Here is a 26,205-nt window from a genome sequence, read left to right on the forward strand (position 1 = left end):
GGCTAATATGACCCTGCCAGAAGCTAAACCTAGGCAGTAAACTGCTGGCACTCAAACAATTGGTAGCTTAAATATGTCTTCATTACCGGTCATCGTTGGATTTGGTGGTTTTAATGCCGCTGGTCGCAGTTCGTTTCATCATGCTTATAAAAGAATGGTGATAGAAAGCTTGCCTGCGAGTGAACAAGAAGAAACCCTGCTTGGTTTGGCCACAATGATGAAGTTGGTGCGTTTTGAAAACGGGCGCTTTTTTGATAACGCGCGTGAGAATAATCAACAAACTTTAACACCAGAAGAAATCGTTGAGCGTTTCTCAGAGCAAATTTTAAATTCGACGCTGATTCGTACCATCGAAAAAAGCCATTTCGATGTTAATGCCGTGCATTGGCAAAAAAACGTCACTATGCACTCAGCAGACAAAGCCGGTATCTGTTTTGAACTAACGCGTAAACAATTACCTGAGCCAATACCATCAAATTGGCAGTTAACTGATATTGATAAAGACCGAGTGAAGGTTAACATAATCGGCGAAGTCGATTTCAAAGTAGACACTTATCGTGAATGCCCAGTAAAAGTTGCAGGGCAATTACCCAGCGGATTTAACCCCGAAGATCACTACAATGCCCGCTTTCATCCTCGCGCCTTACAAATGGCAATTATGGGTGCATCAGATGCCATTCGATCATTAGGCATGGAATGGAAAACAATCGCCGATGCGGTCAAACCAGACGAAATAGGTGTATACGCCAGTAATGCTATGTCACAACTGGATGAAAATGGTTTTGGTGGCATGCTGCAATCTCGCTTGAAAGGCGGCCGGGTCAGTACTAAGCAGTGCCCATTAGGTTTAAACACTATGCCTGCTGACTTTGTGAATGCTTATGTATTAGGGAATGTAGGTCATACGAGTGCAATTGTTGGGGCCTGTGCCAGTTTCCTTTATAACCTCAGTGCGGCCATTGAAGATATAAAAAGTGGTAAGCGCCGGGTGGCCGTCGTTGGGAATGCCGAAGCCCCTATATTGCCAGAGGTCATTGATGGTTATGCCACCATGGGCGCACTTGCCAGCGAAGACAATTTAAAACGTTTAGATCAATCTGATACCGTTGACCATCGCCGCGCTAGTCGTCCTTTTGGCGAAAATTGTGGTTTCACCATAGCAGAATCAACCCAATACGTGGTGTTGATGGACGATGCATTGGCGTTAGAGCTAGGGGCGGATATTCATGGCGCAGTAAGCGATGTATTTATTAACGCTGACGGTTATAAAAAATCCATATCAGCACCCGGTCCAGGTAACTATATCACCATGGCTAAGGCTGTCGCTGCGGCCCGTGCGATTGTGGGTGATGAGTCTGTTCGTGAGCGCTCGTTTATACAAGCTCACGGTTCAAGTACGCCAGCTAATCGCACCACAGAATCACGTATTTTTCATGATGTCGCTAAGATTTTTGATATTCAAAACTGGCCAGTGACTGCGGCAAAAGCCTATTTAGGCCATCCGTTGTCACCCGCAAGTGCCGAACAGTTAGTGGTGAGTCTTGGGGTGTTTAAACATGGATTTATCCCGGGTATTAAAACCATTGATAAAGTGGCTGATGACGTGTTTGATGAGCGCTTAAATATCTCAATAACAGATATCGATAAAGGTGCAGGAAATATCGACGTCGCCTTTTTGAACTCCAAAGGATTTGGCGGTAACAATGCCACTGCGACGTTATTATCGCCTCACGTTGTTGATAGCATGCTCGCTAAGCGATACAGCAGTGAAGATATCGCCGCTTATGAGTCTCGCCGTGAACAAGTACGTGAAAAAGCCATGGCTTATGACCTATCTGCCAACCAAGGCAACTTTGACACTATTTATCATTTTGGTCAGGATCTTATCAAAGAGGATGACATTCAAATGACCGAGCAAGAAATTCGGATTGCTGGATTTGCTAACCCTATCGACTTAAGAATGAAAAACCCTTTTGAAGATATGATTTAGACAAAATAGAAAGTTATAGCAAGCACAGAAAAAATCCGGCTAATTTAGCCGGATTTTTTATGAAAGTAACTTAGTTAAGAGAGACAACTACCGGAACGCTGAATCGATGATCAAGAGACACTCATGATAAAAATGATGCAGCCTGTCTTGTGTTATTGATTACGCTCACGAAATTTATCGATAAACCACCTGATAGCTCTACCTTTGTTATTGATTCTCCAACCAATGAATAGCGGCGTTAACGCTGCATCTTTAGAAATGGGTAGGGCTACTAACTCACCCGTTCTAAGTTGATTCATAATGCGATGTGTTGGCAAAAAACCAATACCTAGCCCTCTAACTTGAGCCGCTATTTTTTGCTCCATCGAGGCAACGCGCAGAACGCTTTGTTTCTCAAATATTCTATGCGTCATAGCAGGAGATTTTTTCGAAGAATCCCGAATAATAATTGAATGAAATGGTTTTGTATCTTCTTCTGATAAAGGGAGAGCGTATTCTCGCAAAGGATGATTCTTCCCTACGACAAATTGCCAATTCGCTACGTCGATTTGTTCAAATTTAATCCCTTGCGTATTTATTTCTGGGTGTGGGGCACCGATAACTAAGTCTGCTCTACGTTCAACAATGGCTTCCCAACTTCCGGCTAACACTTCTTCAGTGATGTTGACTTCGACGCCCGTTTTAAGCTCATAAAACTCCTCAACCACTTCATATAACGCATCAATATCATAAATGGTATCCAGTGCTATATTGATATGCGACTCCCAGCCGCTGTCCACTTGCTTCGCTGTTTCTACGATACTTTGCGCGGCTTTAAGCAATTCTCGCCCTTGTTCAAGTAATACTTTACCAGCAGGCGTTAAAATAGATCTTCGGCCTTCTCGGCGATAAATGATGAGCCCTAAATCTTCTTCTAATTTTTGTACCGTATAAGTAATGGTGGATGGTACGCGATACAAAGCAGCTGCCGCAGCGGCAAAGCTACCTTTTCTGTCTATCGCATCTAAAACTTCACAAGCTTCCAAAGATAATTTCACTCGTACCTCACTAGCATTAATGTTCAGTTTTTTCGAACATATTTGTCAGTATTACTTGGTTTTTAATCGAAAATAAAAGAAATATGATAGCTGCACAGTTCGAAAAAACAAAACAATTAATAATTTTTACCCCTTCACAACGAGAGAGGACATCAGAATGCAAATATTACGTAAAGATTCACTACACAGAGGTGGATTCGCGGGATTAAGAGAAACCCGTTTAATTGTTGATAACAAAATTGGCGGCAAAAACGATACATGGAATGGACTTGGTAATTTTATTTATTTGGCTGATGCGCGCTTTTTACCTCAAGGCGAAACGCGCATGCATCCCCATAGAGAACTTGATGTTATTACGGTCATGTTGGAAGGCAGAATAGAGCATCAGGGCTCAATGGAAAACGGCAAGTCTATGCAGGCCAATCAAGTACAGGCACAGCGTGCTGGTGGAGAAGGTTTTGTTCACAATGAAATTAATCCAGACCTTGATGAAAACAGAATGCTGCAAATTTGGGCTTTACCCGAAACAGCAGGTGAACCGGCAAGTTACAAATTTTATGATCTTAAAAAAGATGAAATGGTACGTGTTTATGGTGGCAATAAATCGCAAAACGTCACACTTGATAGCCCCACGATTATTGAAGTTGGTTTGCTCAGTAAAAATAAGAATGTGACTCAAGAGGGCGAGTTCATCGCTTATATCACTGGTGGTGAAGGGATCCTAAATGGTGTTGAAGTAAAAGATGGTTATTTAGTCCGTGATGAAGACTTAGATTTTACCGCGCTGAGTGATGACGTTCATTTATCACTTATTTATTTGAATACAGCTAATGAACAGCGCTCAATCTAGCGAAGAATACACCCGCTGTAAAAATGGTCGAAGGTTCGCCTTCAATTTTGTTAACAAACCCACAAAACATTGGAATTTTAATTATGAAAAAAATACTGACCGTGTCAGCAAGTAATAGTAAACACTCTATCAATAGGACGTTATTGGAGGTGGCTTCAAGCAAAATTGAAGGGTATGAAGTTGCCATGTTAGATATTCGAGACTATCCAATGCCTTTTTTCAGTCTAGATAGAGAGGAAAGCGAAGGACATCCCGAAACAGCCAAGCAAGTACGCGCGCTGTTCGCTGAATATGATGCATTTATCATTTCTTCTCCGGAGCATAATGGGTCAATACCTGCAGAGTTTAAAAATTTAATCGATTGGGTTTCACGTTTAGGCGATTTACAAAATCCAATGTTTGCTACGAATAAGCCTGTGTTTCTGCTTAGCACTTCACCAGGGCCAAGAGGAGGTTCAAGTAACATCCAAACATTAACGCAGTTAATGCCATTTTGGGGCGCTGATGTCAGAAGTTCATTTAGCTTAGGCAGTTTTTATGATCACTGGGTAGACGGAAAACTAAGTACTGAAAAAGACAAAGAGCTTGCACTCTCTATAAAAGCTTTTATCAGCGCACTTTAACTATTAAGGCTGCATGCAGTTAATCTGGACATTTGCAGCCAGTTACTTTTACCCCTTGAGAGAAGTGCGTTATGGAAATCGCAGCGCTGTCTAGTTACACGATCGCCATATTCATTGCAAAGAACCACAGTGATACAGCACCAAGCAAACATTCAAAAACAGGGTATTTAGCAGCCGCATGGCGAGCATTACATACAGTTTGACTCGCTCCAATTTACCCTTGTTGGCCGAAACTGGGAGATTACAGCAATTGAAATAAAATTATTCAGCCCCCAAGATAACTATAGTGAACTTACAGTCCCTTGATTCTCATTGGAAGTTAGCTGTTAACTTGGTTTATCATCGATGAATATCCCTACCTCCCTTTGTCACTTCTACCCATCATGGAAAACCAAAAATGACTGATTCGGAAAAGGCGCTATCAATTACGCCAGTCGCACGCACTGAACCGTGGTGGCAGGAGCGTCACTTACAAAAAATGGATGAGAAAAAAGCCTTAAATGACGATGTGGATTTGTTGTTCTTAGGTGATTCCATTACCCACTCTTGGGAGGACACTGGCGCGGCCACTTGGAACAAACATTACACCCATTTAAAGCCTTTAAATTTAGGTTATTCGGGCGACTGTACTGAGCATTTGCTATGGCGCTTACAAAACGGTGAAATCGACAACCTAACGCCTAAACTCACTGTGATATTAATTGGCACCAATAACGCCGGGCATAGAGTGGAATCAGCCCAAGACACCGCCGCTGGGGTCAAGGCTATTCTAAATGAGGTACAGAGCCGATTACCTAAGAGCAAAATACTTTTATTAGCCACCTTCCCTCGCAGCAAAAGTAAAAATGCGCCCATGCGAAAAAGAGTGAATGCCATCAATGATGTAGTGAAACACCTCACCGACAATAAAAACACATTCTGGTTAGACATAGGCCATGTCTTTTTAACCGAAGATGGAACAGTATTAGACACCGTCATGCCGGATTTTTTACATTTAACCAGCGAACAATACCAAGTTTGGGCAGACGCCATGCAAGATACTATTGCTAGGTTAATGCGCTAGTTAAAGCACGCTTGGCAAACAGCATTACCTTAGCGGTTCGTAATAGGGTCAGCGCAGAATATGAGCCTAGTTATGTTGATTATGTGTGGGGCATCAGTGGGGCTCAATGGCTTATGTCTTGGCTAGGTCACTCCTTTTCTTGTAATTTAGCAGCTGATAGTAAAAGCCACGAAATCCTTTTTTCGTTTTGGATTTTTCGCTGCTATTGATACAGCGCGGTAGTCCGTATACACCTTTAATTAAACCCATGTTGCGAAGCTAGTTCGGACGAAACACGTGGTAATTTTTTACTCAATACTTTGCGAAATTGAGATTACTTATTAATCTTAATTGTACACAGATGCGATATTAATGGATGTCAATATTGCTTATTTGGCCACGCGTACAAGGAAGAATCATATGAAAAACCCAACTGTTATCACCTTTTTACTTTCGAATATCTTGCTTTTGTTATTGCTATCAGGCTGCTCTTCACAACCGATATTGTTAGCTGATTTTGACAATGACGCTACAGGCAACCTCCCCGACCTAGCGCTTACTGGCGATCCTACTGGTGATGAAATCACGTGGTCTGGTAGTACCGCTAATAGCTCAGCATCGCTGGCTCCGTTAAAAGTCATTGCAGACGTTAATGGCGAAGCTGGCGACAACATCTTGCGCCTGTTTCACGCAACGAGTGTACAAGCGATTGGCCCTCACTTAGGCTTTCATGCACGACCAACTACGGAGCCAAACGGTATTTATAACGTTTTTTGGGACGGTGTCATTGAGTACCCAGGTAATCGGTCATCTCAAGCACTTTTCATTGCCGTTTATAAGACCGCTCAATGGCATGCCTATTCTCTCGTCGGTTTGCGTATTTATCGCACACCTGATGGACCTGGCGAGGGTTGGACAAGCGTGAATGTATTAGACCAAAATGGTCCAGAAAGACGGATAGGGTATATCCGCGAGAACTTGCCTCACTCTGGAGTGGTTGTGATAAATCTTGACACTCAAACATACAGTCTCTTCTTTGGCGGCCTTTCTGCGACTGGCGACCTGCCCTCCGATACCACTATTGAACGCTTAAGCCTGTATTTAAGTTACTCCCCAACCGATCCCCAAGATGACTCATCTGGCCTAGGGACTTACTACATTGATGATGTAAAAATGCTGCAAGGTGAAACTGATGAAGACTAAAAAAACGGATCACGTAAACCTGAGTTCACACATGAAAAATGACGTTTGTGAACGGAAATACTTTCATTTGTGATAAGCAAAGGCGGCGATGCCTCTTCGCAGCGTTTCGCCAACAACTTATTAAATACCGGGTAAATGCCTATAGCTTGTGGCTTCCGATAATTTCTATCTCGCCCTTAAAAAGTCTTTGTCCAGCGCGCCTGATATATTACGTAGCTCGTAATCAATTATCTCGGCTGTGCGCTTTGCTCCAGCAGTGTTGGTTATCTGAGCTATAGCACTAATGATCAACGCTTCTAATGCGTCGCTGTCGTTAATGTTTTCCTCGCTCGCTGCTGCTAATGCATCGGCTATACATTGTTTGGCAATACTGTATTTACTCATTTTGGCTCTCCTTAAAAAAAGCCCTCGAATGAAAAAGATAAGGGCCAGAATCACCGACCCTTGTTGATGTTGCGCTCTTAAAAAAATGGTTTTAGTTAACCCTTATTACGTTCATATTCACGTACTTCATTTCGCCCCACCACCATATGATGTACCTCATCTGGGCCGTCAGCGTAACGCAAGGTCCGCTGGCCTGCGTACATGGCAGAAAGCGGTGACCACTGCGAAATACCAGTAGCCCCATGCATTTGCATGGATTGGTCGATAATTTCACATACACGCTCAGGTACCATCGCTTTGATCATGTGGATCCAAATACGGGCTTCTTGGTTACCCAATACATCCATGGCTTTAGCGGCTTTAAGTACCATCATACGCATGGCTTCAATGTCGATTCGCATCTTCGAGATGACTTCAACATTTTTGCCCAATTGATATATCTTTTTACCGAAGGCTTCTCTTGATGTTGAGCGCTCTAAGGCAAGTTGCAATGCTTCTTCAGCTTGGCCAATTGAACGCATGCAATGGTGAATACGACCTGGGCCTAAACGTACTTGAGATATTTCAAAACCACGGCCCTCACCTAGCAACATATTGGTTTTGGGTACGCGTACATCTTCTAGCTTAATATGCATATGCCCATGAGGAGCATGGTCATGACCAAAGACATGCATTGGGCCAACAATTGTTACACCTGGGGTGTCTAGTGGCACAAGAATTTGTGATTGTTGTTTGTGTGCAGGGGCATCAGGGCTGCTTTTCACCATGCAGATCATGACTTTACAACGCGGGTCACCGGCACCAGAGATATAGTACTTCTCACCGTTGATGACCCAGTCATCGCCATCTTCAACCGCCAATGTTGAAATGTTTTTCGCATCAGAAGAGGCAACATTAGGCTCTGTCATACCAAAGCAAGAGCGTATTTCACCTCGTAGCAATGGCTTTAACCATTTTTCTTTTTGCTCAGGTGTACCGACACGCTCTAACACTTCCATATTTCCCGTGTCAGGCGCTGAACAGTTTAACGTTTCAGAGGCGAGTGGAGCTTTACCCAGTTCAACCGCAATATAGGCATAATCCAAATTCGTTAGGCCTTGCCCTGTTTCCGCATCAGGCAGAAAGAAATTCCAAAGACCAGCCTCTTTGGCTTTATTTTTGGCCCCTTCTAATAACTCCATTTGACGATCAGAGTAACTCCAACGATCAGCAAGCTTCTCACCAATTGAATAAAACTCTTCTTGGATCGGGATAACATTCTCTTCAATGTGTTTCTTTACAGCGAGGTAAAGTGGACGCACATCTTCTGACATACGCAAATCGTTTAAATCTTCAGTCGACATATTTACTTCCTTAAATTTGAGTGAAATCTGCCGTGTTTTATTAACCATTCACGACATGAGTATTGCAGGGTAGAAACCCAAAAAAATCAGTCAAAATATAATATGTAAACAAAGTGTAAATGGCCAACTAAATCGCTTCAAGAATATGAAATTATTGATATTTTTAAAATTTAAGGTGTTTAAAAGCGACTTTATAAAAGTGAATTATAGAGGTGTATCACTCTTAGTTTTTGAAACGCACTTTTGAGCGAGTGACGTGCAAAATATAAACAAATATAAATTTAAACATTGCCGCCATTTTTTCAAAAAAAATAACGGTACCACGACTTTTATTCTGCACTTCTCATGCAATCAAGTTTTGCAAGCGCCCCGATGAGAGCGTTTGATTTAAACCTTAATGACTTCAATATTTGCTTGACTTATACTAAGAATCAGGAGTATCTTTGCGCCGAGCTTGAGAAGAAGCTTATTTTTTGAATCCCACGATGTTAGTTATTTGTAGTACTCTAGTTATTAGTTTATTTGTAATTCTTCGCGTTATCCTCAGTAAAATATTCGTTTTCCTCACATGCTTTATCGCCGCAATTTTTTGGCGCACTTATTAATTATTTCTAGGATATCTATTATGTCTACTAAAACTACTGGTTCTGTAAAATGGTTCAACGAAGATAAAGGTTTTGGCTTTATCGAGCAAGAATCTGGTCCTGACGTTTTCGCTCATTTCAGCGCAATCGTTAGCGAAGGCTTTAAAACATTGGCTGAAGGCCAACGTGTAGAGTTTACCGTGACTCAAGGCCAAAAAGGCCCTCAAGCTGAAAACATCGTTTGTATCTAAACCTTGTTAAGCTGCGCAGTTAAATGCTGCGCTATCGTTTCACTCATACTCAGTGATGAGTGGAACAAATATTATGTTTATCTCAAACAACTATTGAATACCCCGTCAAACGAGTTTAAACAAACCTCGTTTTTCTATTCCGGCTCATACTCCGAGTCATCCCGCCTTATGCTTCAACCCGTATTCCTTTTCCTACATTAAGAATTTTATATCCCTAATTTGAAAATACCCAGTACAAAGCAACCGGCGGCTCAAAGAGAATTTTATTAATTTGAATCAAACCGCACAATTATCCACCATCCGTACGTATGACAACCCCATCCCTGGCCGCGAGTTCATTCTTAGTCTTTTTAGTAGCCTAAAAAAACATTTAAATCGCGAACAAATAGCAGATGCTTTAGCTCTCAATTCCCCTCAAGAAAAAGAAGCGCTTAGAAGACGTTTGCGTGCAATGGAGCGTGACGGGCAACTATCATTTCAACGCAAGGGTTATCAATTAATTGATCCTGATTCGCTGGTTAGCGGCCCTATCAGTATTCACCCTGAGGGTTTTGGTTTTGTTACCTATAGCGATGTCGAAAGAGACTTGTTTCTGCCAAAGAGCCAACTGAACCATGTATTTGATGGTGATGTGGTACAGGTGCTAGTAGAGCCTGGGAAAAACGCAAAACGTGCCTACAGTAACCTGATTAAAGTACAAAAGCGCAATACCACCCACGTTGTGGGTATGTTGCAACGCAAAGGTAAGCATTACTTTTTACTGCCCGATGACGTTAAAGTTTCACACACAATTCATGTTGAACACAGCGCCTTAAACCAAGCGCGCGTCGGCCAATATGTGAGTGGCAAAATTACCCACTACCCTGACTTTCGCCAAGAAACACAAGTTGAAATTACTGAAGTATTAGGCAATGCAACCGATGCTGGCATAGAAAGCACATTGGCGCTTTATCGCCACGGTATTTCTGACCAGTGGGATAAAACATTGCTCGACAAGGCAAATACACATGGCACGCGAGTATCACAAGCGGACAAAGCACAGCGCACAGATTATCGCAGTTTGCCGTTTGTCACTATCGATGGGGCTGATGCGAAGGACTTTGATGACGCCGTTTATTGTGAAAAAACTCAAGCAGGAAATTGGCGTTTATTGGTAGCAATAGCTGATGTGTCGCATTATGTATTACCCAATGACGCATTGGATATTGAAGCGCAAGCGCGCGCCACATCGATTTATCTGCCAGATCAAGTTGTCCCAATGCTGCCCGAGGCATTGTCTAACGGCTTGTGCTCGTTGAATCCGCATGAAGACCGCTTGGTGATGATGTGTGAGATGACTATCAACGCAACAGGGCTCGTTACTCAAGCAGCTTTTAGCGAAGGCGTGATTCAATCTCATGCACGACTAACCTACAATCAAGCGAATGCGCTCGTCACTCAGCCAAACAGTAAGCTTGGCAAAACCACCGCCGCTTCTAGCCCAGCCATCGTTCCCCATGTTAAGGATTTACATGCTCTTTTTCAGGTGCTAATTAAGCAGCGTAAGCAACGCGGTGCGATTGATTTTGAAACGCGAGAACTTGCACTCAAGCTGAACAAACACAAAAATATTGCGAGTATTTCTCCCGTAAAGCGAAATGACGCTCACCGCATGATTGAAGAATTTATGTTATGCGCGAATGTCGCTACGGCACAATTTTTACAACGTCATAAAATTCCTAGTTTATTTAGAGTGCACTTAGGTCCACAGCAAAAGAAACTCACGGCATTACGTGCATTTTTGACTGAGAAAGGCTTAACCCTTGGCGGCGGAGATAGTCCAAGCCCGCAACATTACAATGACTTGTTGAAAAAAGTGAACCACAGGGCTGATGCAAAACTTATTCAAATGTTGTTACTACGCTCGCAAAGCCAGGCGGAATACTCCCCCGAGAATCAAGGACACTTTGGTTTAGCCTATGAGGCGTATGCACATTTCACCTCGCCCATAAGACGCTACCCAGATTTGTTAACCCATCGCGCGATAAGAGCAACGCTACGAAGCAATAAATTCGCTAATGACGCCAGCAAGTCTGAATCCGGTTTCAAACGGTTATTGCGTCAATTAAAGCTCAACGTATCAACCAGCAAGGCTGTGCCGAATAATGCATACCCCTACACGGCTGAAGAGGTAGCGCTTTTAAGTCACCATTGTTCTGGGCAATCACGTTTAGCTGATACGGTTAGCCGAGAAGTCGAAAGTGCACTTATGTGTAAATACATGCAACCTTTTATCGGTGACACTTTTGGTGCCTCTATATCAGGAATGAATAATGCTGGTTTGTTTGTGACGCTTGAAAATACAGGAGCAGAAGGTTTAGTCAGTATGATGAGTCTACTAGGCGAGACATATACGTTTGATGCCCAAAAACAGCAAGTCGCCAACGGACAGAACACTCACCGCATAGGCGATCATTTAACGGTCGTGTTAAAAAACGTTGATATACGCGCTCGAAAAATGAGCTTTGAAGTGGCATAAAGCAGGTGGTTACCCCTTGACTACAGTAAAGCCTATGGTCGAGAAATACTAACTCCAGTAAATAATTAACCACTCAGCGACAGTTTATTGGAATTGGTATTAACTGTTTTTACTTGCTATCGCCCTTTGACGTTCGGCTGGCGGAATAACCTAAATAGATAGAAAAACAAAGCGGCTATGCACGACCCAACAAACGCAATACCCATATCTTTTTGCGCATCCCATATGTCTCCCTGCGTGCCCAAATAGGAATCACCCTCTGCAGGGAAGAAAATGTCGGCAACCAGCCACTCTAAAATTTCATAAAGGGCACTGACTGAAAGTATAAGAGTGATGGGCAAAAAGAAGGCAATTCGCGGTGGGTATTTTATCCATACTGAAAAGCACTCTTTCATGGGATAGTAGAGCAAAAGGCCGAAGCTAAAATGAACGAGACGATCATATTGGTTTCTAGGTGAATGAAAAATATCTTGAAAATAAAACCCTAAAGGGTTCTCGGCATAAGTATATTTTGAACCATATACATGCAAGCATAAAAACACACAGAGTAAAAAATAACTCACAATACTGAACTTGTATTTTCTGTAGGTAATGATTAAGAATAGCAGCGAAATAACCGTCAGCGTATTTTCAATAAGCCAATTTGCAACGTCGGTGGTACCAATGATTGAATTAGTCCATACGGCGATAAACACCAATATGAGCAGCAGCAACCAACCCAAATCTGTTGTTTTATTGCCGCCGTTTACCATTTATCTTCCACACCCTTATCCACTTGAGCTCAGTGCTTAACCCAACCCGTTAGTTGACAAAAAAAACCTATTATCTGTTGATCTTGTGGCAGTTCGTGCACCCGCCTGACACTTTCCCTGCGGCAAAATAGCGAGGTTGCTCTAACGATGCGGCAATTCTGGCTTCGTCTATCTGGCTGACGAAACCTTGCATATAGTCTTGCATAAACGGGTGATTGGCGCCCATGTCACCTGCTTTTAAATTCGACGCTATTTTGCTCATATTGCCTAGCGCCTTGAGCACCTTTTCCCGTTGCAATTCAGGCGCACTTTCAGCCCCTGCACTCGGCATATCGAGGGCGACTTCGAGCAAAGCCATCTGCGCTGCGAGACGATGCATATCAGAACTCAAATCCGCTTTCTCAGTATATTTGAATTCTGGCGGGTAGGTCACTTTGCGCAGGTTCGAGTTGAATTGACTACTACACCCTACCAACGCAATAGTACATATCGTCAAGACGCTGACTAGTTTACTTAATGTCACTGATAATCGTTTCATTGGCATAGCTTCTTCATAGAGGTAGCTTCCTTATTCAACTCGACGTTTCAACTACAGCGCTTGCTCTGTTTTTTGGATAATATTCAGCAATTCATCTTTGAGATGAACACGTTTTACTTTGAGTGACTCAATATAGTCATCTTTCACTGGGGTATTTCGACTTTCCAGATCATGTACTTCGCTTTCCAGTGCATGATATGCAGTGAATAACTTAGCAAAATGACTATCATTCATTTTAAGGTGACGAATGGTGTGATGATGCTCAGGAAGATCTTTTACCAATGAGTGTTTCTCAAGTTCTTGCATAAATATCCTAGGTTGTTAAAGCTTAATCCCATATTAGCCAGATGCTTGTTAAACATATTGATCCCCATCATTTTTCAGCCTGATATACATTAAGAGCAACAGGCTTATCATGTCATTTCTAAACACTGACCCTTAACGTATCTTTTGTTAGAAGTGACCGCCTGACGTGAATGGTCAGCTATATAAGCGGGGATACTGGTAAGCGAATCGCCCACCCTATGCACAATGTGTTTAACTAAGCTGTGCATAACTGAGCGGCGCATAACATTTGACTCCCCTACCCACTGCGGCGATGATGTGCCTTCTTCTAAAAATGGGGTTAAAAAGGAGCTTCTAGAATATGCAGCCAAACCTTCAAGGACGTGCAGTGGTACTTACACGGCATATCGTCAAGCTAATATTCATCACCATGCTGCTGTCATCTTGCGCCGCCCTTACCCCTGATTTTGAGAAGCCTGAATTGCAGTTAACCAACTTGAGTATGCTGCCGGCTCAGGGGCTAGAGCAGCGATTTCGTCTGACGTTTCGAGTGACCAATCCGAATAATATTTCTTTCCCGGTAGACGGCATGAACTTTAAACTGAGTTTGCGTGGTTTGCAGGTTGCTACAGGTGTGAGTGATAAAAAGTTTGTACTTGAGCCTTTAAGCGACAATACCTTTGATGTTGACGTAAGCGCTAGCCTATTCAATTCCGGTCGGGTAATACTTGATATTATGAATTCTAAGCCTCAAGCATTGGCCTACGAGATCAACGCTAAAATATTCACTAGCAAGGGATTATGGGGAAACATTCCTGTTACCCGCAGCGGAGTTATTCCGTTTGGCTTAACCCAGCCCCAGTAAATCAATCTGGTACCTGATAGGTTTACACTTACCGCTCACTTTCAATTCCTTTTAAGTCAAAACTAAAGCCCTGCCCATCTGTGCTAGACTGCGCTCGATTTTATTTTATTGAGTAGAAATGATGATGTTAAAGCACCTAAGCCTAACGCTATTCGTTTTGAGTGGCCCTTTGTTGCTGGCCAAACAAGCGGTTGCCCAAGAGCCCATAAAAGCAGTTACGCAGAGCAAAGATGTAGAAGCAACAATGAAGTCGATGTCTTTGAACTACAAGCAAGCTATGCGCGCAACTGAGTCAGACTCCATGCTCGGCAACGTGAGTGAACTACAACGCTTAGTGGCATCAGTACAATTAGTTGAATTTGATAAAAAACGCCAAGCCATTTTGCAGCAAGGCTTGAGTGAGGTGCAGTCACAGCTGAGTCTGGTTCATAACAGTTTGACGCACAACGATATCACGGCTGCCAAAGCTCAATTGGAAAAAGTGGCAGAACTGAGAAAGCGTTATCATAAAGAGCGAAGCCCCAATATCTGGCAACTCATTTTCGGCAGTGAATAACGATTTACATTAGCTAGCATTCATCAACTTAACTCAATAAGAATTAAAATTTAACCTTAATTAAACATATGAAAAACATAGTGTTATCAAAAATTACCAGCCGTTACATTTTACAGCTCATCTAAGACCCAGGTCTTATATCCACTTCTTTTTACGTCAGTAAAGTACGAGTTAACTATCGTTTTATGCTGTTTTTAGGAGTGCGCATGTTGCCTTTATCACGTGTTGAGTGTCCCATTTTACGCAAAAAAATCATGTCGGCTGAAGAAGCTGTTTCTTTTATCGAAGACCAGCAAACCATCGGCATGAGTGGTTTTACCGGCGCTGGCTACCCCAAGTCGATCCCCGCTTCGTTGGCAGAAAAAGCCAAAGCATTGCACAGCAACGGCCAGCCCTTCAAAATTAATTTGTGGACGGGTGCATCTACTGCCCCTGAACTTGACGGTGTACTCGCAGCCGTAGACGGCATCAATATGCGGCTACCCTATCAATCTGATCCTATTTGCCGTCAACAAATTAACGACGGCATAATGGATTACGTTGATATTCATTTATCTGAAGTATCTCAGTACGCTTGGTCAGGCTTTTTAGGCAAGATGGATGTCGCCGTTATTGAAGTTGCCGGCATATTAGCAGATGGGCGGATTGTTCCTTCATCTTCGGTTGGCAATAATAAAACCTGGGTCGAGCAAGCAGATAAGGTAATTTTAGAGGTCAACACTCAGCAAAACATGAAGTTAGAAGGAATGCACGATATATACTATGGCACAGCGTTACCACCTCACCGCAAGCCTATTGATTTGAATTCTCCGTCTGACCGCATTGGCGAAAAGTACTTGTCGATCCCTGTGGAAAAAATTGTCGCCATCGTTGAAACTTCAGCACCAGATCGTAATAGTCCTTTTACCCCGCCGGATAAGGTCTCGAACCAAATCGCTGAACACATTCTTGATTTCTTCTCCCATGAGATTAAAAAAGGTCGCCTACCCAAGGAATTACTTCCTATTCAATCGGGTGTGGGCAATATCCCAAATGCGGTGTTGAGCGGACTAGAGCAAGGCGGTTATCGCAATTTAACCGCCTACACTGAGGTTATTCAAGATGGCATGCTAGGAATGCTGAAATCTGGCTCATTGTCTGTAGTGTCCGCCACGGCATTTTCACTTAGCCCCCAGGCACTGGATGAATTTAATGACAATATTGACTTCTATCGCGACAAAATTATCCTAAGGCAACAAGACATTAGTAACCACCCTGAAATCGCTAGGCGACTCGGTATTATCGCCATGAATGGTTTAATCGAAGCAGACATATATGGCAATGTGAATTCGACGCATGTAATGGGTTCACGCATTATGAACGGTATTGGCGGGTCGGGGGATTTTGCGCGTAATGGTTACTTATCGATATTTATGACGCCCTCTATCGCCAAAGGCGGGGCAATTTCTGCCATTGTGCCTATGGTATCCCATGTTGATCATACTGAACATGATGTGAAAGTCATTGTGACCGAGCAAGGCCTTGCCGATTTGAGGGGCTTGTCGCCAAGACAACGGGCGAAAGTCGTCATTGAAAAATGTGCTCACCCGCAGTTTAAAGACCGACTGCATGATTACTATGAGCGGGCCTGTGCGACAAAACGCGGTATGCACACGCCGCATAATTTAGATGAGGCATTAAGCTGGCATCATAACTTTGAAACCAAAGGCCAAATGTAACGAATTCATCAGGCATTTGATTTTAGTGTTTTAAATTTTTGCGAAGTGGTTAATTTATTTATTAGCATTGATTTTATTCATTAGGTACTAGCGTGTTTGTTTATCTTATTGCTGGCAATATACTGTCGGCAATAGGCTTAACCATACTCACAAAACGTAAGATATTAATGGCAAAACCAAATTCAAAAGCCCCCAGTAAAAGCGTCGATATTTTTTGTGCTAGCTGTCAGCAGCAACTTTTTCGCTATAAAAAGGGCGGTAAAGGGGCCTTAATAAAATGCTTTAAAGAAAGAATAAGCAAAGATTTCACCAGCGTTGAAGGGACATGCCCCAAGTGTGAAACCATTTTTGCCAGAGATACGTTAGTACGTGGCACACCCGCACTGAAAATAATCGGTGGTAAGGTGCGCTTCAAATAAACTGCGCATTACTTAGACTTCGCTCCAAAAGACTGTGTTTTACCTAAGCTTGGTTATATCTTGGCTATTAAACAGATAGCAAGGATACAACTCGCCGCTGTGCTTAATCCACCACCATGAGTGCGCGGTACTCATCATACGCATATTGGTCTGTCATGCCGCTAATATAGTCTTGTAACAATCGGCAACGGTAGTAAAACTCTAGCTCCTCACTGGCATCATGATGGATGGCGTGCAAATAGGCACGCAAATGCTTACCTGGCAGCTTTTTCACTAACCTTTTTGCTAACAGTGGTGCGTCTTTTTCTTGCTGATATACCCTAGAAAATTGTGCTTTCGACAGCCTCAATAATGGCTGATAGCAATCAAGCAAACCACTAATGATTTTGTAACCTTGCAACTCCCTTGCTTCAACCTCTTTGTTGCAAAACGCGTACTTTAGAGCGACTTTTTTAAATGCTTCAGATAGCGCATGGGCTGTACTTCTATCTTCTAACAGCGCTTGATTAAACGACCCATGAAATATGCCGTCGATATTATTGATAAAGCGTTCAACAGCATGAGTCACTAAGGGGTGAAGTACGCCCACTCTTAAAGAAATAAAGAACTGACTGTCTTTTGATATATCATCCGCCTTCGCGGCTTTATAGGCTTTTGAGGTTAAACTTTGCATGGTATTTTTGCTGGTATCCAAGCCGAATTCGGTCAGCAGTAACAGAAATTCTTCACACAAAGACGCTTGCAACTGTTCAATACCCAAGATGCCTTTTTCAACGGCATCTTCAAGGTCAGCGATACAGTAGGAGATATCATCGGCAGCTTCCATGATGTATGACGCAGGGTGACGATGCCCAACCTTTATGCCTAAGGTGTCACACAGGGTTTCGACATACTCTTTTTCACTGAAATAAAAGCCGACCTTTTTTTGTAAATAGCCAAGCTTATCGCTTTTATCAGGTTTTACATCAGTACCGCAGCGGGTGTATTTGAGTATGCCTGCCACTTGACTAAAAGTGAGATTCAATTGTAATAGCGAGTGTATAAGCCTTATCGCTTGAGCGTTACCTTCAAAGTTACAAATGTCTCGCTGTAAGGCCGGATTAAACGTGAATTCACCGTCGCTGTTTGTGGGAAATGAATCTTTCAGCTTGAGAGCAAACCAGTCATTAATTGCCTGCTCACCGAAATGGCCGAACGGCGGGTTGCCTATGTCGTGCATGAGACACGCCATTTCCACCACGCTTTCTAAATGTCGCTCGAATTCGGCTAGGTTGTATTCCGTCTGCTTAGCGCTATCTAATTTATTGAATATGCTTTGAACAATAAATCGCCCAACTTGCTGCACTTCTAATGAATGAGTCAGCCGGCTTCTCACCGCGGCGTTTCGTTCTAGGGGGAATACTTGGGTCTTCTGCTGCAACCTGCGCACCGCTGCCGAATTGATAATACGCCCGCGATCACTTTCAAAATCGAACAGAATCGATTTGATGGACTCTCTGTTTCTCGTATTGTGAAGTCGATGACTCGTTAGCTTTTTAGAAAAATCAATCATGGATACGTCTTGCAGTATTAATGTTCATCGACAATACAACAGTGGTTCACTACATGACACTTTTTTACACGAAATAAAACAACGGCTTAGGCCCAACTTAATTCAAATTAATGCTTTGCAGGTACCCTAAAAAATACGTCCCGTGAACTAACTATCTTACGCCTTACTGGACTGAAGATATCGCAAGCGAAATTTCTGCACCCGTTTATCAAATTTGTGCACTATCCGACCAATGCGCCCGCTATACACGTGAATAAGCTCAACATTTCTAGCCATTAACACCGCACTTAAATATTTCTCATGCAAAATGGCGACACTTTTATTTCGAATGACATCGTTATCACTTGAATGAGCACGATACCAGCCTTTTCCTGTTGGCCTGAGCCAACTATTGATATGTTCTTGCATGGGAGTATCAACAACGGTTTGATCAAAATAAATCGATTCATCAGTGACTTCTTTCACTGCGGTGCACAGCCGTGTATTGAGAAAAACCAGCGCTTGGAACGCAGTATAATCCAACACGAAAAAGTAAGATGAAATCCATTTAGATAAGGGTAACTTATCCACTTTATATTCTATATTACGGCTATCAACCCGCCCTAAAATGAATCCCCTTTGGCGCTTTGCAGCCTGTTTCGATTTTAAATTATACAGCCATGCTGTTAAGGGAGAAAAATAGTGGTTTTTGTCGAAGGTGTCATTTGCGAAGCAAAATAGATCGCCATCTTGCAAGGTATAATTCTCTTCTAAATATTGCTTACCGGCTTGCCAGCCAGAGAACTCAAAATAGCGGTTATCCCCAGGAATAAATTCAATATTATTTAACGATGAGCTATGTATCTGCTCGCCATTATTGATGACCAGAATTTTGGCTTTTGTTCCGCTTGAGGTGAGAAACCGATGGAGACGTAATAGCGATTTTTCTAAATTAACGGGGTCATATATCAAGAAAAGGCAATATATCATGTGTCACTAACTTCGTTAATGGGTTTGAGGTAGTGCTGCTCTACTGTACATCTAATGGCTAAGTAAGGTTATTTGCTTTGCTGATCATTAATCAGAACAAATAACAACAGCTTGCTGTGATGCCTACATAATTCACAATGTCAGTTCAAATGTCGCCTGAACATCCGTGTTTGGCATATTTATAGCGCCATAATGACACATTAATCTGCGCCTGTTGAGAGGCAGAGCAACCAGATGATTGATTGAAGAGCAAAGACCCTCACGCACAAACGTCACGCAGCCCAATAAAATTGGAACATTAACTATATCAATGGGTAAGTTAAACACTCATAAAAAATATTCATATTTAATGTGTCAAATCATGACAGGTAAAAATCGATTGGCGATGCTATTTTTCGACAACTATAGTTGCTCTATCCCCATGATTATAAAGCGGGGTTTCCAATAAAAACGATAACGAAATACTGGTCAGCAAATCTCTAGTTGTGCACCTGTTAACCAGAAAAAATGTTCACCAAACATGGATAAAATCGACGAACAAAAGGACACGCACATATGGATAAAACTAACACCTGCCAGCTTAAAAAGAACCCCATCGCACTCTTAATTTCGCTCACCTTGGGTTTTCCCATTCCCATCGTTAGCGCACAAGAAATCGAAGAAGAAGTAGAAACACTTCGCCTAGAAACCATTACTGTTGAAGCGCAAAAGCGTCGTCAAAGTATGCAGACGGTGCCTGTTTCAGTTAGCGCCTTTTCCGGTAAGCAACTTAACCAAGCTGTGCTCAAAGATATTTTTGATGTCGCTAGTATGGTGCCTGCCTCCTCTGCATTTCAAACCCAGAATGTGACCAACACCAGCTTCTCGATACGCGGTATAGGCACCTCGTCACAAAATTTTGGTTTGGACCCATCGGTGGGGCTTTACGTTGATGGTATTTATCGCGCGCGCCAAAGCTCTATGGTCAACAATTTAGTGGATATTGAAGCTGTGGAAGTTCTTCGCGGCCCTCAAGGGACACTGTTTGGAAAAAATACGCCTTCAGGCGCAATACTGATCCGTTCTGTTGCACCAAGCCATGATGGCGCGAATAATTTTATCGAAGGTACAGTCGGAAATTACGGTTTAATTAATTATTCCGCTGCGGCGTCCCTGTCTGCGATTGACAATGTACTGGCATTGCGCGTGACAGGTTTTGGTAGTCAACGTGATGGTTTCGTTAGCGAAGTCAACTCAGGAAGTGACGTCCTAAATGATCGAGACCGCTGGGGTGCGAGACTTCAAGCCTTATATACCCCGAGTGACGATGTCACTCTGCGCATTATTGCTGACTATGCAAAAATTGATGAAATTTGCTGCGCCGCCCCAGTACAAGTCAGTAATGCTCAAGCCACTGGTATAGAAGGTAAATTTGGCACTGATAGTCTCCTATCTCAAGCGCCGTTTAATGCCACTATATTTGATGGCAGTGACTTTTTTGATCACAAAGTCGCGCTGTCATTCTTACCTGAGTCACAGGTAGAAGATAGCGGGTTGTCAGCTGAGTTGAATTGGAATATCAATGAGCAATTTACCTTGGTGTCTATTTCCGCTTATCGTAATTTCGACTCCTATGACAACATAGACAGTGACTTTACGGATGCTCATTTGTTTGGTACCCGAAATGACTCACAGCAAAATTCGTTCTCCCAAGAATTACGAATCGATTACACCAGTGACCACGTCACAGGGATACTCGGTGCTTACTATTTTAGGCAAGACTTGGATCTCGATTACAGCTTGTACACGGGCGAACAATTCAATGACTTTTTTCTGGCAGGCTTCGCACAAGGAGCATTTAATGATCTGCTCGCTGGCATTGATGCCTTGAGCATTGCAACCAATGGCCTTGTGTCAGCGTCGGCATCACCCGCCCCTGCATCGACCAGCTTTGATCACCGCGCAGAGCAAAAACATGAAAGCTACGCTATTTTTGGTCAAATCGACTACCAACTTTCCGAAACGCTCACCCTAACCACAGGTTTACGTTATACCGATGAAAGTAAAGATCTCTCGACTATTTTTAGTGAAGTGTTACCCGCAGACTCGGTCTTTCCAACCTTCTTTACCTCGCTTGGTGATCCAGCAGACCCTGAGTCAATCGTGCCTGGGTCACTACTTTACGGTGCAGGTTTAGCCGGTAACGTCTTGGCGGGCATTCAAGCCAATACGATTGATATTACAACGGCTAACGGCCAGGCAGCACTGGCTGCTCTGGCCCCGTTTCAAACGCTGGGTTGGGGGTTCAATCCTCTTGGCGCCATTACCGCTGCTCGCTCAGATATTTCTGATACCTTAGATGATGACCAAATAACCGGCACGCTGAAACTCAGCTACACCCCAAATAGAGACACGCTCATGTATGTTTCATACGGTACTGGTTATAAGTCTGGGGGGACCAACACTGATCGAATTACAGAAGGTTTCGACCCTATATTCGCTGCTGAGAAATCCAGATCACTGGAAATTGGTATTAAGAAAGACTTTCCGGAACAAGATCTTAGGGTTAACGCCGCAGTACACTCAACCAACGTTGATGACATTCAAGCGAATACATTTACCGGCACAGGTTTTAATCTACAAAATGCAGGGGATTACAAAACCTCTGGTTTAGAAGTAGAGCTAACGTGGCTGCCAACAGATACCATTGAAGTCGGTTTTGTATATGCCAGAGTCAACGCAGAGTATGACAACTTTATGCGCGGCAATTGTTGGATAGCCTACACGTGGCACACAGGTATTACCGATCCTGGTCAGGAAGTTTCGGAATCGGGTGCGCCAAACCCTTATTGCGATCGCTCTGGTGACCGCCCAACTGGCGAGCCAGAAGACTATGCCATGTTAAGAGTGAAAAAGGATTTCACCATTAGTGATGGCGTCGATGCCCATATCGTAGCTGAATACTCTTACACGGGGGATGTCGTTTTAGATGGCAGTAATGACCCGTTCGCCGTGCAAGACTCATACAACTTGCTTAACTTGCGTTTCTTTATGAATTTCGCGAAATACGATATGGATTTGGTTTTCTGGGGTCGCAATGTGTTGGATGAAGAATATATTAACCATGTGAATTTTAATACGCCTCTGCAAGAGGGTAAATTTAACGCTTATATTTCTGACCCTGCTACATTTGGCATCACACTGAGAAAGCGCTTTTAAGGACAATACCTAATACCGTTCCACGGTAATTGGTATAAGCAAAGAAACCGGTAAATGCCGGTTTCTTTTATTGCCAACGAGCATCCCTAGCATTGTCTATATTACTGCGCATGGCGCTAACGAATGGGTGGTCTTTGTTGTAAATTGCTAGTCCCGTGGCTAACGCCAATTCATAATATTCAATCGCCTTTTTAAACTCTGCTTTCGCGTACCATGCGCTACCAAGGTTGCTTCGCGTCGCGGCCACATTCGGATGATTTTCGCCCAGGGTTTGCACGTAGATCGACAGCGCCTTCTCATAATACGCGATAGCTTTGTCGTATTGCCCTTTTGCTTGCCAGCAACTGGCTAAACTGTTTTGGCGGATCGCGACTGACGGATGGTTTTCCCCCAACACGCGGATCCCGCTTTTCAGTGCTAATTCATAGTAACTAATCGCTTTGTCATATTGCTTAAGTGCTTTAAAAACGCTCCCTAAATTACTGCGCCTTTTGGCCACTGCTGGGTGATCTTCACCAAAGTGTTTAATCCCCCCTTGTAGTGCTAACTCATAATATTGTATCGCTTTGTCGTAGTCTCCCAACGATTCCCAAGCACTGCCTAGATTACTTTGTCTGATGGCCACCGCAGGGTGGTCTTGACCAAAGGTGTTGATCCCACTGTTAAATGCCAATTGATAGTATTTAATCGCCTTTTCATGTTGTCCCTTCGCTGACCACAAACTGCCTAAATTACTCCACCTTATAGCCACCGACGGATGGTCTTCTTTGAAGGTTGCAATACCGCTATTAAGGGCCAGTTCGTAATATTCTATTGCTCGGTCGTATTGGCCTTTTCCCTTGAATATTCTGCCCAAACTACTGCGTATCTCGGCAACATCTGGATGCTCTTCCCCCAAGCTTTTAATCGTGCTAGCCAAGGCCAGCTCATATAAGCCTAAAGCTTTGTCGTACTGGCCCTTAGCCAGCCAGAGACTGCCCATATGGCTTTGCGTTGTAGCCACCACAGGATGCTGTTCACCGAGAGATTGCTGCCCCCCCATTAAGGCCAGTTGATAATATTCATTGGCCTTATCAAACTGCCCTTGCGCTTGCCATGCACTGCCTAATTGATTGTATGTTTTAGCGACTTCTGGGTGTGCGTTGCCGTATTTTTTAAGCGTGTGTTGCAGGGCCAATTCGTAATATTCAATTGCCTTGTCGTAATCACCTTGAATTTGCCACAGGCTTCCTAAAAGCCTGCGCGTAACGGCGACGTTAGGGTGGTTATCCCCAAAGGTTTTTGTATCACTGGCAAGCGCCGAGGCATAAAACTCCATTGCTTTGTCGTACTGACCTTTCTCCTGCCACACACTGCCAAGCTGCCTGCGCGTATCAGCTACTTCGGGATGACTCTCAGTAAAAGTTAACAAGCTACTGCTAAGAGCAAGTTGATAGTACTTGATAGCCTTATCGTATCGACCTTTAGCTTGCCATAGACCGCCTAACAGGCGATGTGTAACGGCCACATCTGGGTGCTCGTCACCAAAGGTTTTTATATCACTGGTTAACGCCAACTCGAAAAACCCTAAGGCTTTGTCGTATTGCCCTTTCTCCTGCCAAACCCGGCCGAGCTGACGCCGAGTTTTGGCCACGCTTGGGTGACTCTCACCAAATTTGAGCAGATGGCTCTGATAGGCTAAATCATAAAAGCCGATTGCCTTGTCATATTGCCCCTTTGCCTCCCATAGGCTGCCAAGTAGTGCATGGGTTAACGCCACATTTGGGTGATCTTCACCAAATGTATTTATCTCGCTTTCTAACGCTTGCTCATAGTAATTTTGCGACTTCGTGTATTGGCCTTTGGCTTGCCATACGCTCCCTAGTTGACGATAAATACTGGCAACTTCTGGATGGCTGGTGCTAAAAATCGCCAAACTACTGGTAAGCGCGAGCTCATACAGTTTTGTTGCTTCATCAAACTGACCTCTGGCTTGTAAAAGACTGCCCAAACGCTTGCGCGTGTCCGCAACACTGGGATGGTCACCTCCGAATGTCTTAATGTCACTCGCCAACGCTTGTTTGTAATACACCAACGATTTGTCATATTGACCCTTTTTATGCCACGCGCTGCCCAATTGCCTGCGCGTGCTAGCAACGTCAGGGTGGCTTTCACCAAAGATTAGTATGTTGATTTGCAGCGCTTTTTCATATTGCTCGATCGCTTTTGTGTATCGACCTTTGGCTTCCCAAGCGCTACCTAAACTGTTCAGCATCACCGCTACAAAAGGGTGGTCTTTTCCAACTGAATTTAAACTGCTTGTTAAGGCAAGCGTGTAGTATTCAATCGCTTTACCGTAATGCCCTTGAATTTGCCAAACATTACCCAGTTTATTGCGTCTAGTAGCCACAGTAGGATGATTTTCACCCAGTTGACGTATGCCACTTTCTAAGGCTAATTCGTAAAGCGCTACCGCTTTTTTATACTGTCCTTTTGCTTCCCATGCACTGCCTAGATTACTGCGCCGAATTGCCACCGAGGGGTGGTCGTCACCCAAAGTGGCAATGCCGTTTTCCAGTGCCTGCGTGTAATATCGAATAGCCTCGTCGTAGGCGCCTTTGGCTTGAAATACTAATCCGATATTGCTTCTTAACGTTGCAATAAAAGCGGAGTCCTTGTGCAAGTTTTTAACGCTACTGGCCAGCGCTAATTCATAGTACTCGAGGGCTTTGTCGTATTGCCCTTTGGCATACCAAACTAATCCCAAATTGCTACGCACAGAAGCGATTTCCTGATGCCCATCACCGTAGTTTTCTATGCTGCTAGCAAGTGCCAACTGATAATAAGAGATTGCCTTGTCGTATTGACCTTTTGCTTTGTACGCGAGCGCTAGATTATTGTGTGCTGTCGCCACATTAAGATGTGCTTCGCCAAAGTGATTAATGTCATCTTCAAGAGCTTGCCGAAAAGCTTCTATTGCTTTGTCATATTCGCCTTTACTGTACCAAGACGCCCCTAACTGGCTGTATGTCATCGTGCTAGGGGTCTGGCTGTTTTGACCGTTGGCAGTGATGAGGATTGCTGGCAAAAAAACAACAATGAGGAAAAGAAGTATTTTATTTAAAAAGTGTGCTGCGTAACCTGATGATGTCTTTGTTTGGCGGGGCTGCTTAACAAAGGATTTAAAGTGACAGTGATGTTTTCCGTTCATACGCACTCAACTACCCAGTTCGAATCTAACCAATATTGAGATCAAATGATAATTAGCTGACACGATGAAAGTGGAGTGATGAACCTTGCTTACCTAACTTTACTTGGTCAGTTTATATCGTCGTTTTTTTGAGTTCTTCAAGAAAGAAAAGATTCAATATACGAGGTATAAGAAACACAGCATCCTAGCTCTTCACTTTATAGTAGTAAGTCTGAGTTAAATGTCTATCAATCAGCGCGATTAGTCAGCTTGTCATACCAATCACTTCTCATTTTTCAGTAGGTTAGTGCCTTATCACTGTTGGAATAACCAGGTTTCATGCTCGGCCTAAATAGATA

21 protein-coding genes are annotated in these 26,205 nt (G+C 43.3%); 12 read left to right on the forward strand and 9 right to left on the reverse strand.

Annotated features, from left to right (window positions below):
* Positions 1-73: 73 nt before the first annotated feature.
* On the forward strand, positions 74-1,990 hold the full coding sequence (locus AC0L6N_RS17265) for a beta-ketoacyl synthase (protein WP_473476304.1): 1,917 nt from the start codon (positions 74-76) through the stop codon (positions 1,988-1,990).
* Positions 1,991-2,142: 152 nt separating this feature from the next.
* Here AC0L6N_RS17265 and AC0L6N_RS17270 read toward each other — a convergent pair whose 3' ends face one another.
* A complete protein-coding gene (locus AC0L6N_RS17270; protein WP_473476306.1) occupies positions 2,143-3,027 on the reverse strand; it encodes a LysR substrate-binding domain-containing protein in 885 nt (294 codons plus the stop codon).
* Between the two features lie 157 nt (positions 3,028-3,184).
* On the opposite strand from AC0L6N_RS17270, the gene AC0L6N_RS17275 reads away from it, so the two are divergent.
* From AC0L6N_RS17275 to AC0L6N_RS17290, 4 genes are all read left to right on the forward strand, one after another.
* Positions 3,185-3,877, forward strand: coding sequence for a pirin family protein (locus AC0L6N_RS17275; protein WP_473476308.1), 693 nt, complete (start codon positions 3,185-3,187; stop codon positions 3,875-3,877).
* A gap of 83 nt (positions 3,878-3,960) precedes the next feature.
* Complete coding sequence (locus AC0L6N_RS17280; protein WP_473476309.1) at positions 3,961-4,500, forward strand: NADPH-dependent FMN reductase; 540 nt, start codon at positions 3,961-3,963, stop codon at positions 4,498-4,500.
* Positions 4,501-4,897: 397 nt separating this feature from the next.
* Positions 4,898-5,563, forward strand: a complete 666-nt coding sequence (locus AC0L6N_RS17285; RefSeq protein ID WP_473476311.1) for a platelet-activating factor acetylhydrolase IB subunit — start codon at positions 4,898-4,900, stop codon at positions 5,561-5,563.
* Between the two features lie 399 nt (positions 5,564-5,962).
* Positions 5,963-6,745, forward strand: coding sequence for a hypothetical protein (locus AC0L6N_RS17290; protein WP_473476313.1), 783 nt, complete (start codon positions 5,963-5,965; stop codon positions 6,743-6,745).
* A gap of 165 nt (positions 6,746-6,910) precedes the next feature.
* Here the strand turns inward: AC0L6N_RS17290 and AC0L6N_RS17295 are convergent, their stop codons facing one another.
* Together AC0L6N_RS17295 and AC0L6N_RS17300 are read right to left on the reverse strand one after the other, a co-directional pair.
* Complete coding sequence (locus AC0L6N_RS17295; protein WP_006991742.1) at positions 6,911-7,129, reverse strand: hypothetical protein; 219 nt, start codon at positions 7,127-7,129, stop codon at positions 6,911-6,913.
* Between the two features lie 95 nt (positions 7,130-7,224).
* Positions 7,225-8,472: an acyl-CoA dehydrogenase family protein gene (locus AC0L6N_RS17300; protein ID WP_473476315.1), complete on the reverse strand. Its 1,248-nt coding sequence runs from the start codon at positions 8,470-8,472 to the stop codon at positions 7,225-7,227.
* Positions 8,473-9,097: 625 nt separating this feature from the next.
* On the opposite strand from AC0L6N_RS17300, the gene AC0L6N_RS17305 reads away from it, so the two are divergent.
* Positions 9,098-9,307: a cold-shock protein gene (locus AC0L6N_RS17305; protein WP_006991744.1), complete on the forward strand. Its 210-nt coding sequence runs from the start codon at positions 9,098-9,100 to the stop codon at positions 9,305-9,307.
* Between the two features lie 271 nt (positions 9,308-9,578).
* Complete coding sequence (gene rnr, locus AC0L6N_RS17310; RefSeq protein ID WP_473476318.1) at positions 9,579-11,825, forward strand: ribonuclease R; 2,247 nt, start codon at positions 9,579-9,581, stop codon at positions 11,823-11,825.
* A 116-nt stretch (positions 11,826-11,941) separates the two neighbouring features.
* On the opposite strand, the gene AC0L6N_RS17315 is transcribed toward rnr, so the two are convergent.
* From AC0L6N_RS17315 to AC0L6N_RS17325, 3 genes are all read right to left on the reverse strand, one after another.
* Positions 11,942-12,577 carry a DUF2238 domain-containing protein gene (locus AC0L6N_RS17315; protein WP_473476320.1) on the reverse strand — a complete coding sequence of 212 codons (636 nt, stop codon included), beginning with the start codon at positions 12,575-12,577 and terminating at the stop codon, positions 11,942-11,944.
* A 70-nt stretch (positions 12,578-12,647) separates the two neighbouring features.
* Positions 12,648-13,115, reverse strand: coding sequence for a hypothetical protein (locus AC0L6N_RS17320; protein ID WP_232283258.1), 468 nt, complete (start codon positions 13,113-13,115; stop codon positions 12,648-12,650).
* Positions 13,116-13,166: 51 nt separating this feature from the next.
* The gene (locus tag AC0L6N_RS17325) at positions 13,167-13,421 is read right to left on the reverse strand and encodes an HP1242/YdcH family protein (protein WP_011576498.1); all 255 of its coding nucleotides are present in this window, start codon (positions 13,419-13,421) and stop codon (positions 13,167-13,169) included.
* 340 nt (positions 13,422-13,761) lie between these two features.
* On the opposite strand from AC0L6N_RS17325, the gene AC0L6N_RS17330 reads away from it, so the two are divergent.
* From AC0L6N_RS17330 to AC0L6N_RS17345, 4 genes are all read left to right on the forward strand, one after another.
* Positions 13,762-14,265, forward strand: coding sequence for an LEA/WHy family protein (locus AC0L6N_RS17330; RefSeq protein WP_473476322.1), 504 nt, complete (start codon positions 13,762-13,764; stop codon positions 14,263-14,265).
* A gap of 118 nt (positions 14,266-14,383) precedes the next feature.
* On the forward strand, positions 14,384-14,821 hold the full coding sequence (locus tag AC0L6N_RS17335; protein WP_473476325.1) for a cytochrome b562: 438 nt from the start codon (positions 14,384-14,386) through the stop codon (positions 14,819-14,821).
* A gap of 206 nt (positions 14,822-15,027) precedes the next feature.
* Positions 15,028-16,539, forward strand: a complete 1,512-nt coding sequence (locus AC0L6N_RS17340; RefSeq protein WP_473476326.1) for an acetyl-CoA hydrolase/transferase family protein — start codon at positions 15,028-15,030, stop codon at positions 16,537-16,539.
* A 167-nt stretch (positions 16,540-16,706) separates the two neighbouring features.
* Positions 16,707-16,958, forward strand: a complete 252-nt coding sequence (locus AC0L6N_RS17345; RefSeq protein WP_473481370.1) for a hypothetical protein — start codon at positions 16,707-16,709, stop codon at positions 16,956-16,958.
* A gap of 103 nt (positions 16,959-17,061) precedes the next feature.
* On the opposite strand, the gene dgt is transcribed toward AC0L6N_RS17345, so the two are convergent.
* A complete protein-coding gene (dgt, locus tag AC0L6N_RS17350) occupies positions 17,062-18,510 on the reverse strand; it encodes a dGTPase (protein ID WP_473476327.1) in 1,449 nt (482 codons plus the stop codon).
* A gap of 156 nt (positions 18,511-18,666) precedes the next feature.
* Complete coding sequence (locus tag AC0L6N_RS17355) at positions 18,667-19,479, reverse strand: hypothetical protein (RefSeq protein ID WP_473476329.1); 813 nt, start codon at positions 19,477-19,479, stop codon at positions 18,667-18,669.
* A 555-nt stretch (positions 19,480-20,034) separates the two neighbouring features.
* Between AC0L6N_RS17355 and AC0L6N_RS17360 the strand changes: the two genes are divergently transcribed.
* Positions 20,035-22,677: a TonB-dependent receptor gene (locus AC0L6N_RS17360; protein WP_473476331.1), complete on the forward strand. Its 2,643-nt coding sequence runs from the start codon at positions 20,035-20,037 to the stop codon at positions 22,675-22,677.
* 67 nt (positions 22,678-22,744) lie between these two features.
* Here the strand turns inward: AC0L6N_RS17360 and AC0L6N_RS17365 are convergent, their stop codons facing one another.
* Positions 22,745-25,744 (reverse strand): tetratricopeptide repeat protein, encoded by a 3,000-nt coding sequence (locus AC0L6N_RS17365; RefSeq protein ID WP_473476333.1) that lies wholly within the window; start codon positions 25,742-25,744, stop codon positions 22,745-22,747.
* Positions 25,745-26,205: the final 461 nt, after the last annotated feature.

The organism is Paraglaciecola sp. G1-13 (assembly GCF_055809255.1).

What these genes read in the sequence shown, in the direction of transcription:
- AC0L6N_RS17265 (WP_473476304.1), top strand. Translation starts at nt 74, where the DNA reads ATGTCTTCATTACCGGTCATCGTTGGATTTGGTGGTTTTAATGCCGCT.
- AC0L6N_RS17275 (WP_473476308.1), top strand. Translation starts at nt 3,185, where the DNA reads ATGCAAATATTACGTAAAGATTCACTACACAGAGGTGGATTCGCGGGA.
- AC0L6N_RS17280 (WP_473476309.1), top strand. Translation starts at nt 3,961, where the DNA reads ATGAAAAAAATACTGACCGTGTCAGCAAGTAATAGTAAACACTCTATC.
- AC0L6N_RS17285 (WP_473476311.1), top strand. Translation starts at nt 4,898, where the DNA reads ATGACTGATTCGGAAAAGGCGCTATCAATTACGCCAGTCGCACGCACT.
- AC0L6N_RS17290 (WP_473476313.1), top strand. Translation starts at nt 5,963, where the DNA reads ATGAAAAACCCAACTGTTATCACCTTTTTACTTTCGAATATCTTGCTT.
- AC0L6N_RS17295 (WP_006991742.1), bottom strand. Translation starts at nt 7,129, where the DNA reads ATGAGTAAATACAGTATTGCCAAACAATGTATAGCCGATGCATTAGCA.
- AC0L6N_RS17300 (WP_473476315.1), bottom strand. Translation starts at nt 8,472, where the DNA reads ATGTCGACTGAAGATTTAAACGATTTGCGTATGTCAGAAGATGTGCGT.
- AC0L6N_RS17305 (WP_006991744.1), top strand. Translation starts at nt 9,098, where the DNA reads ATGTCTACTAAAACTACTGGTTCTGTAAAATGGTTCAACGAAGATAAA.
- AC0L6N_RS17315 (WP_473476320.1), bottom strand. Translation starts at nt 12,577, where the DNA reads ATGGTAAACGGCGGCAATAAAACAACAGATTTGGGTTGGTTGCTGCTG.
- AC0L6N_RS17320 (WP_232283258.1), bottom strand. Translation starts at nt 13,115, where the DNA reads ATGAAACGATTATCAGTGACATTAAGTAAACTAGTCAGCGTCTTGACG.
- AC0L6N_RS17325 (WP_011576498.1), bottom strand. Translation starts at nt 13,421, where the DNA reads ATGCAAGAACTTGAGAAACACTCATTGGTAAAAGATCTTCCTGAGCAT.
- AC0L6N_RS17330 (WP_473476322.1), top strand. Translation starts at nt 13,762, where the DNA reads ATGCAGCCAAACCTTCAAGGACGTGCAGTGGTACTTACACGGCATATC.
- AC0L6N_RS17335 (WP_473476325.1), top strand. Translation starts at nt 14,384, where the DNA reads ATGATGATGTTAAAGCACCTAAGCCTAACGCTATTCGTTTTGAGTGGC.
- AC0L6N_RS17340 (WP_473476326.1), top strand. Translation starts at nt 15,028, where the DNA reads ATGTTGCCTTTATCACGTGTTGAGTGTCCCATTTTACGCAAAAAAATC.
- AC0L6N_RS17345 (WP_473481370.1), top strand. Translation starts at nt 16,707, where the DNA reads ATGGCAAAACCAAATTCAAAAGCCCCCAGTAAAAGCGTCGATATTTTT.
- dgt (WP_473476327.1), bottom strand. Translation starts at nt 18,510, where the DNA reads ATGATTGATTTTTCTAAAAAGCTAACGAGTCATCGACTTCACAATACG.
- AC0L6N_RS17355 (WP_473476329.1), bottom strand. Translation starts at nt 19,479, where the DNA reads ATGATATATTGCCTTTTCTTGATATATGACCCCGTTAATTTAGAAAAA.
- AC0L6N_RS17360 (WP_473476331.1), top strand. Translation starts at nt 20,035, where the DNA reads ATGGATAAAACTAACACCTGCCAGCTTAAAAAGAACCCCATCGCACTC.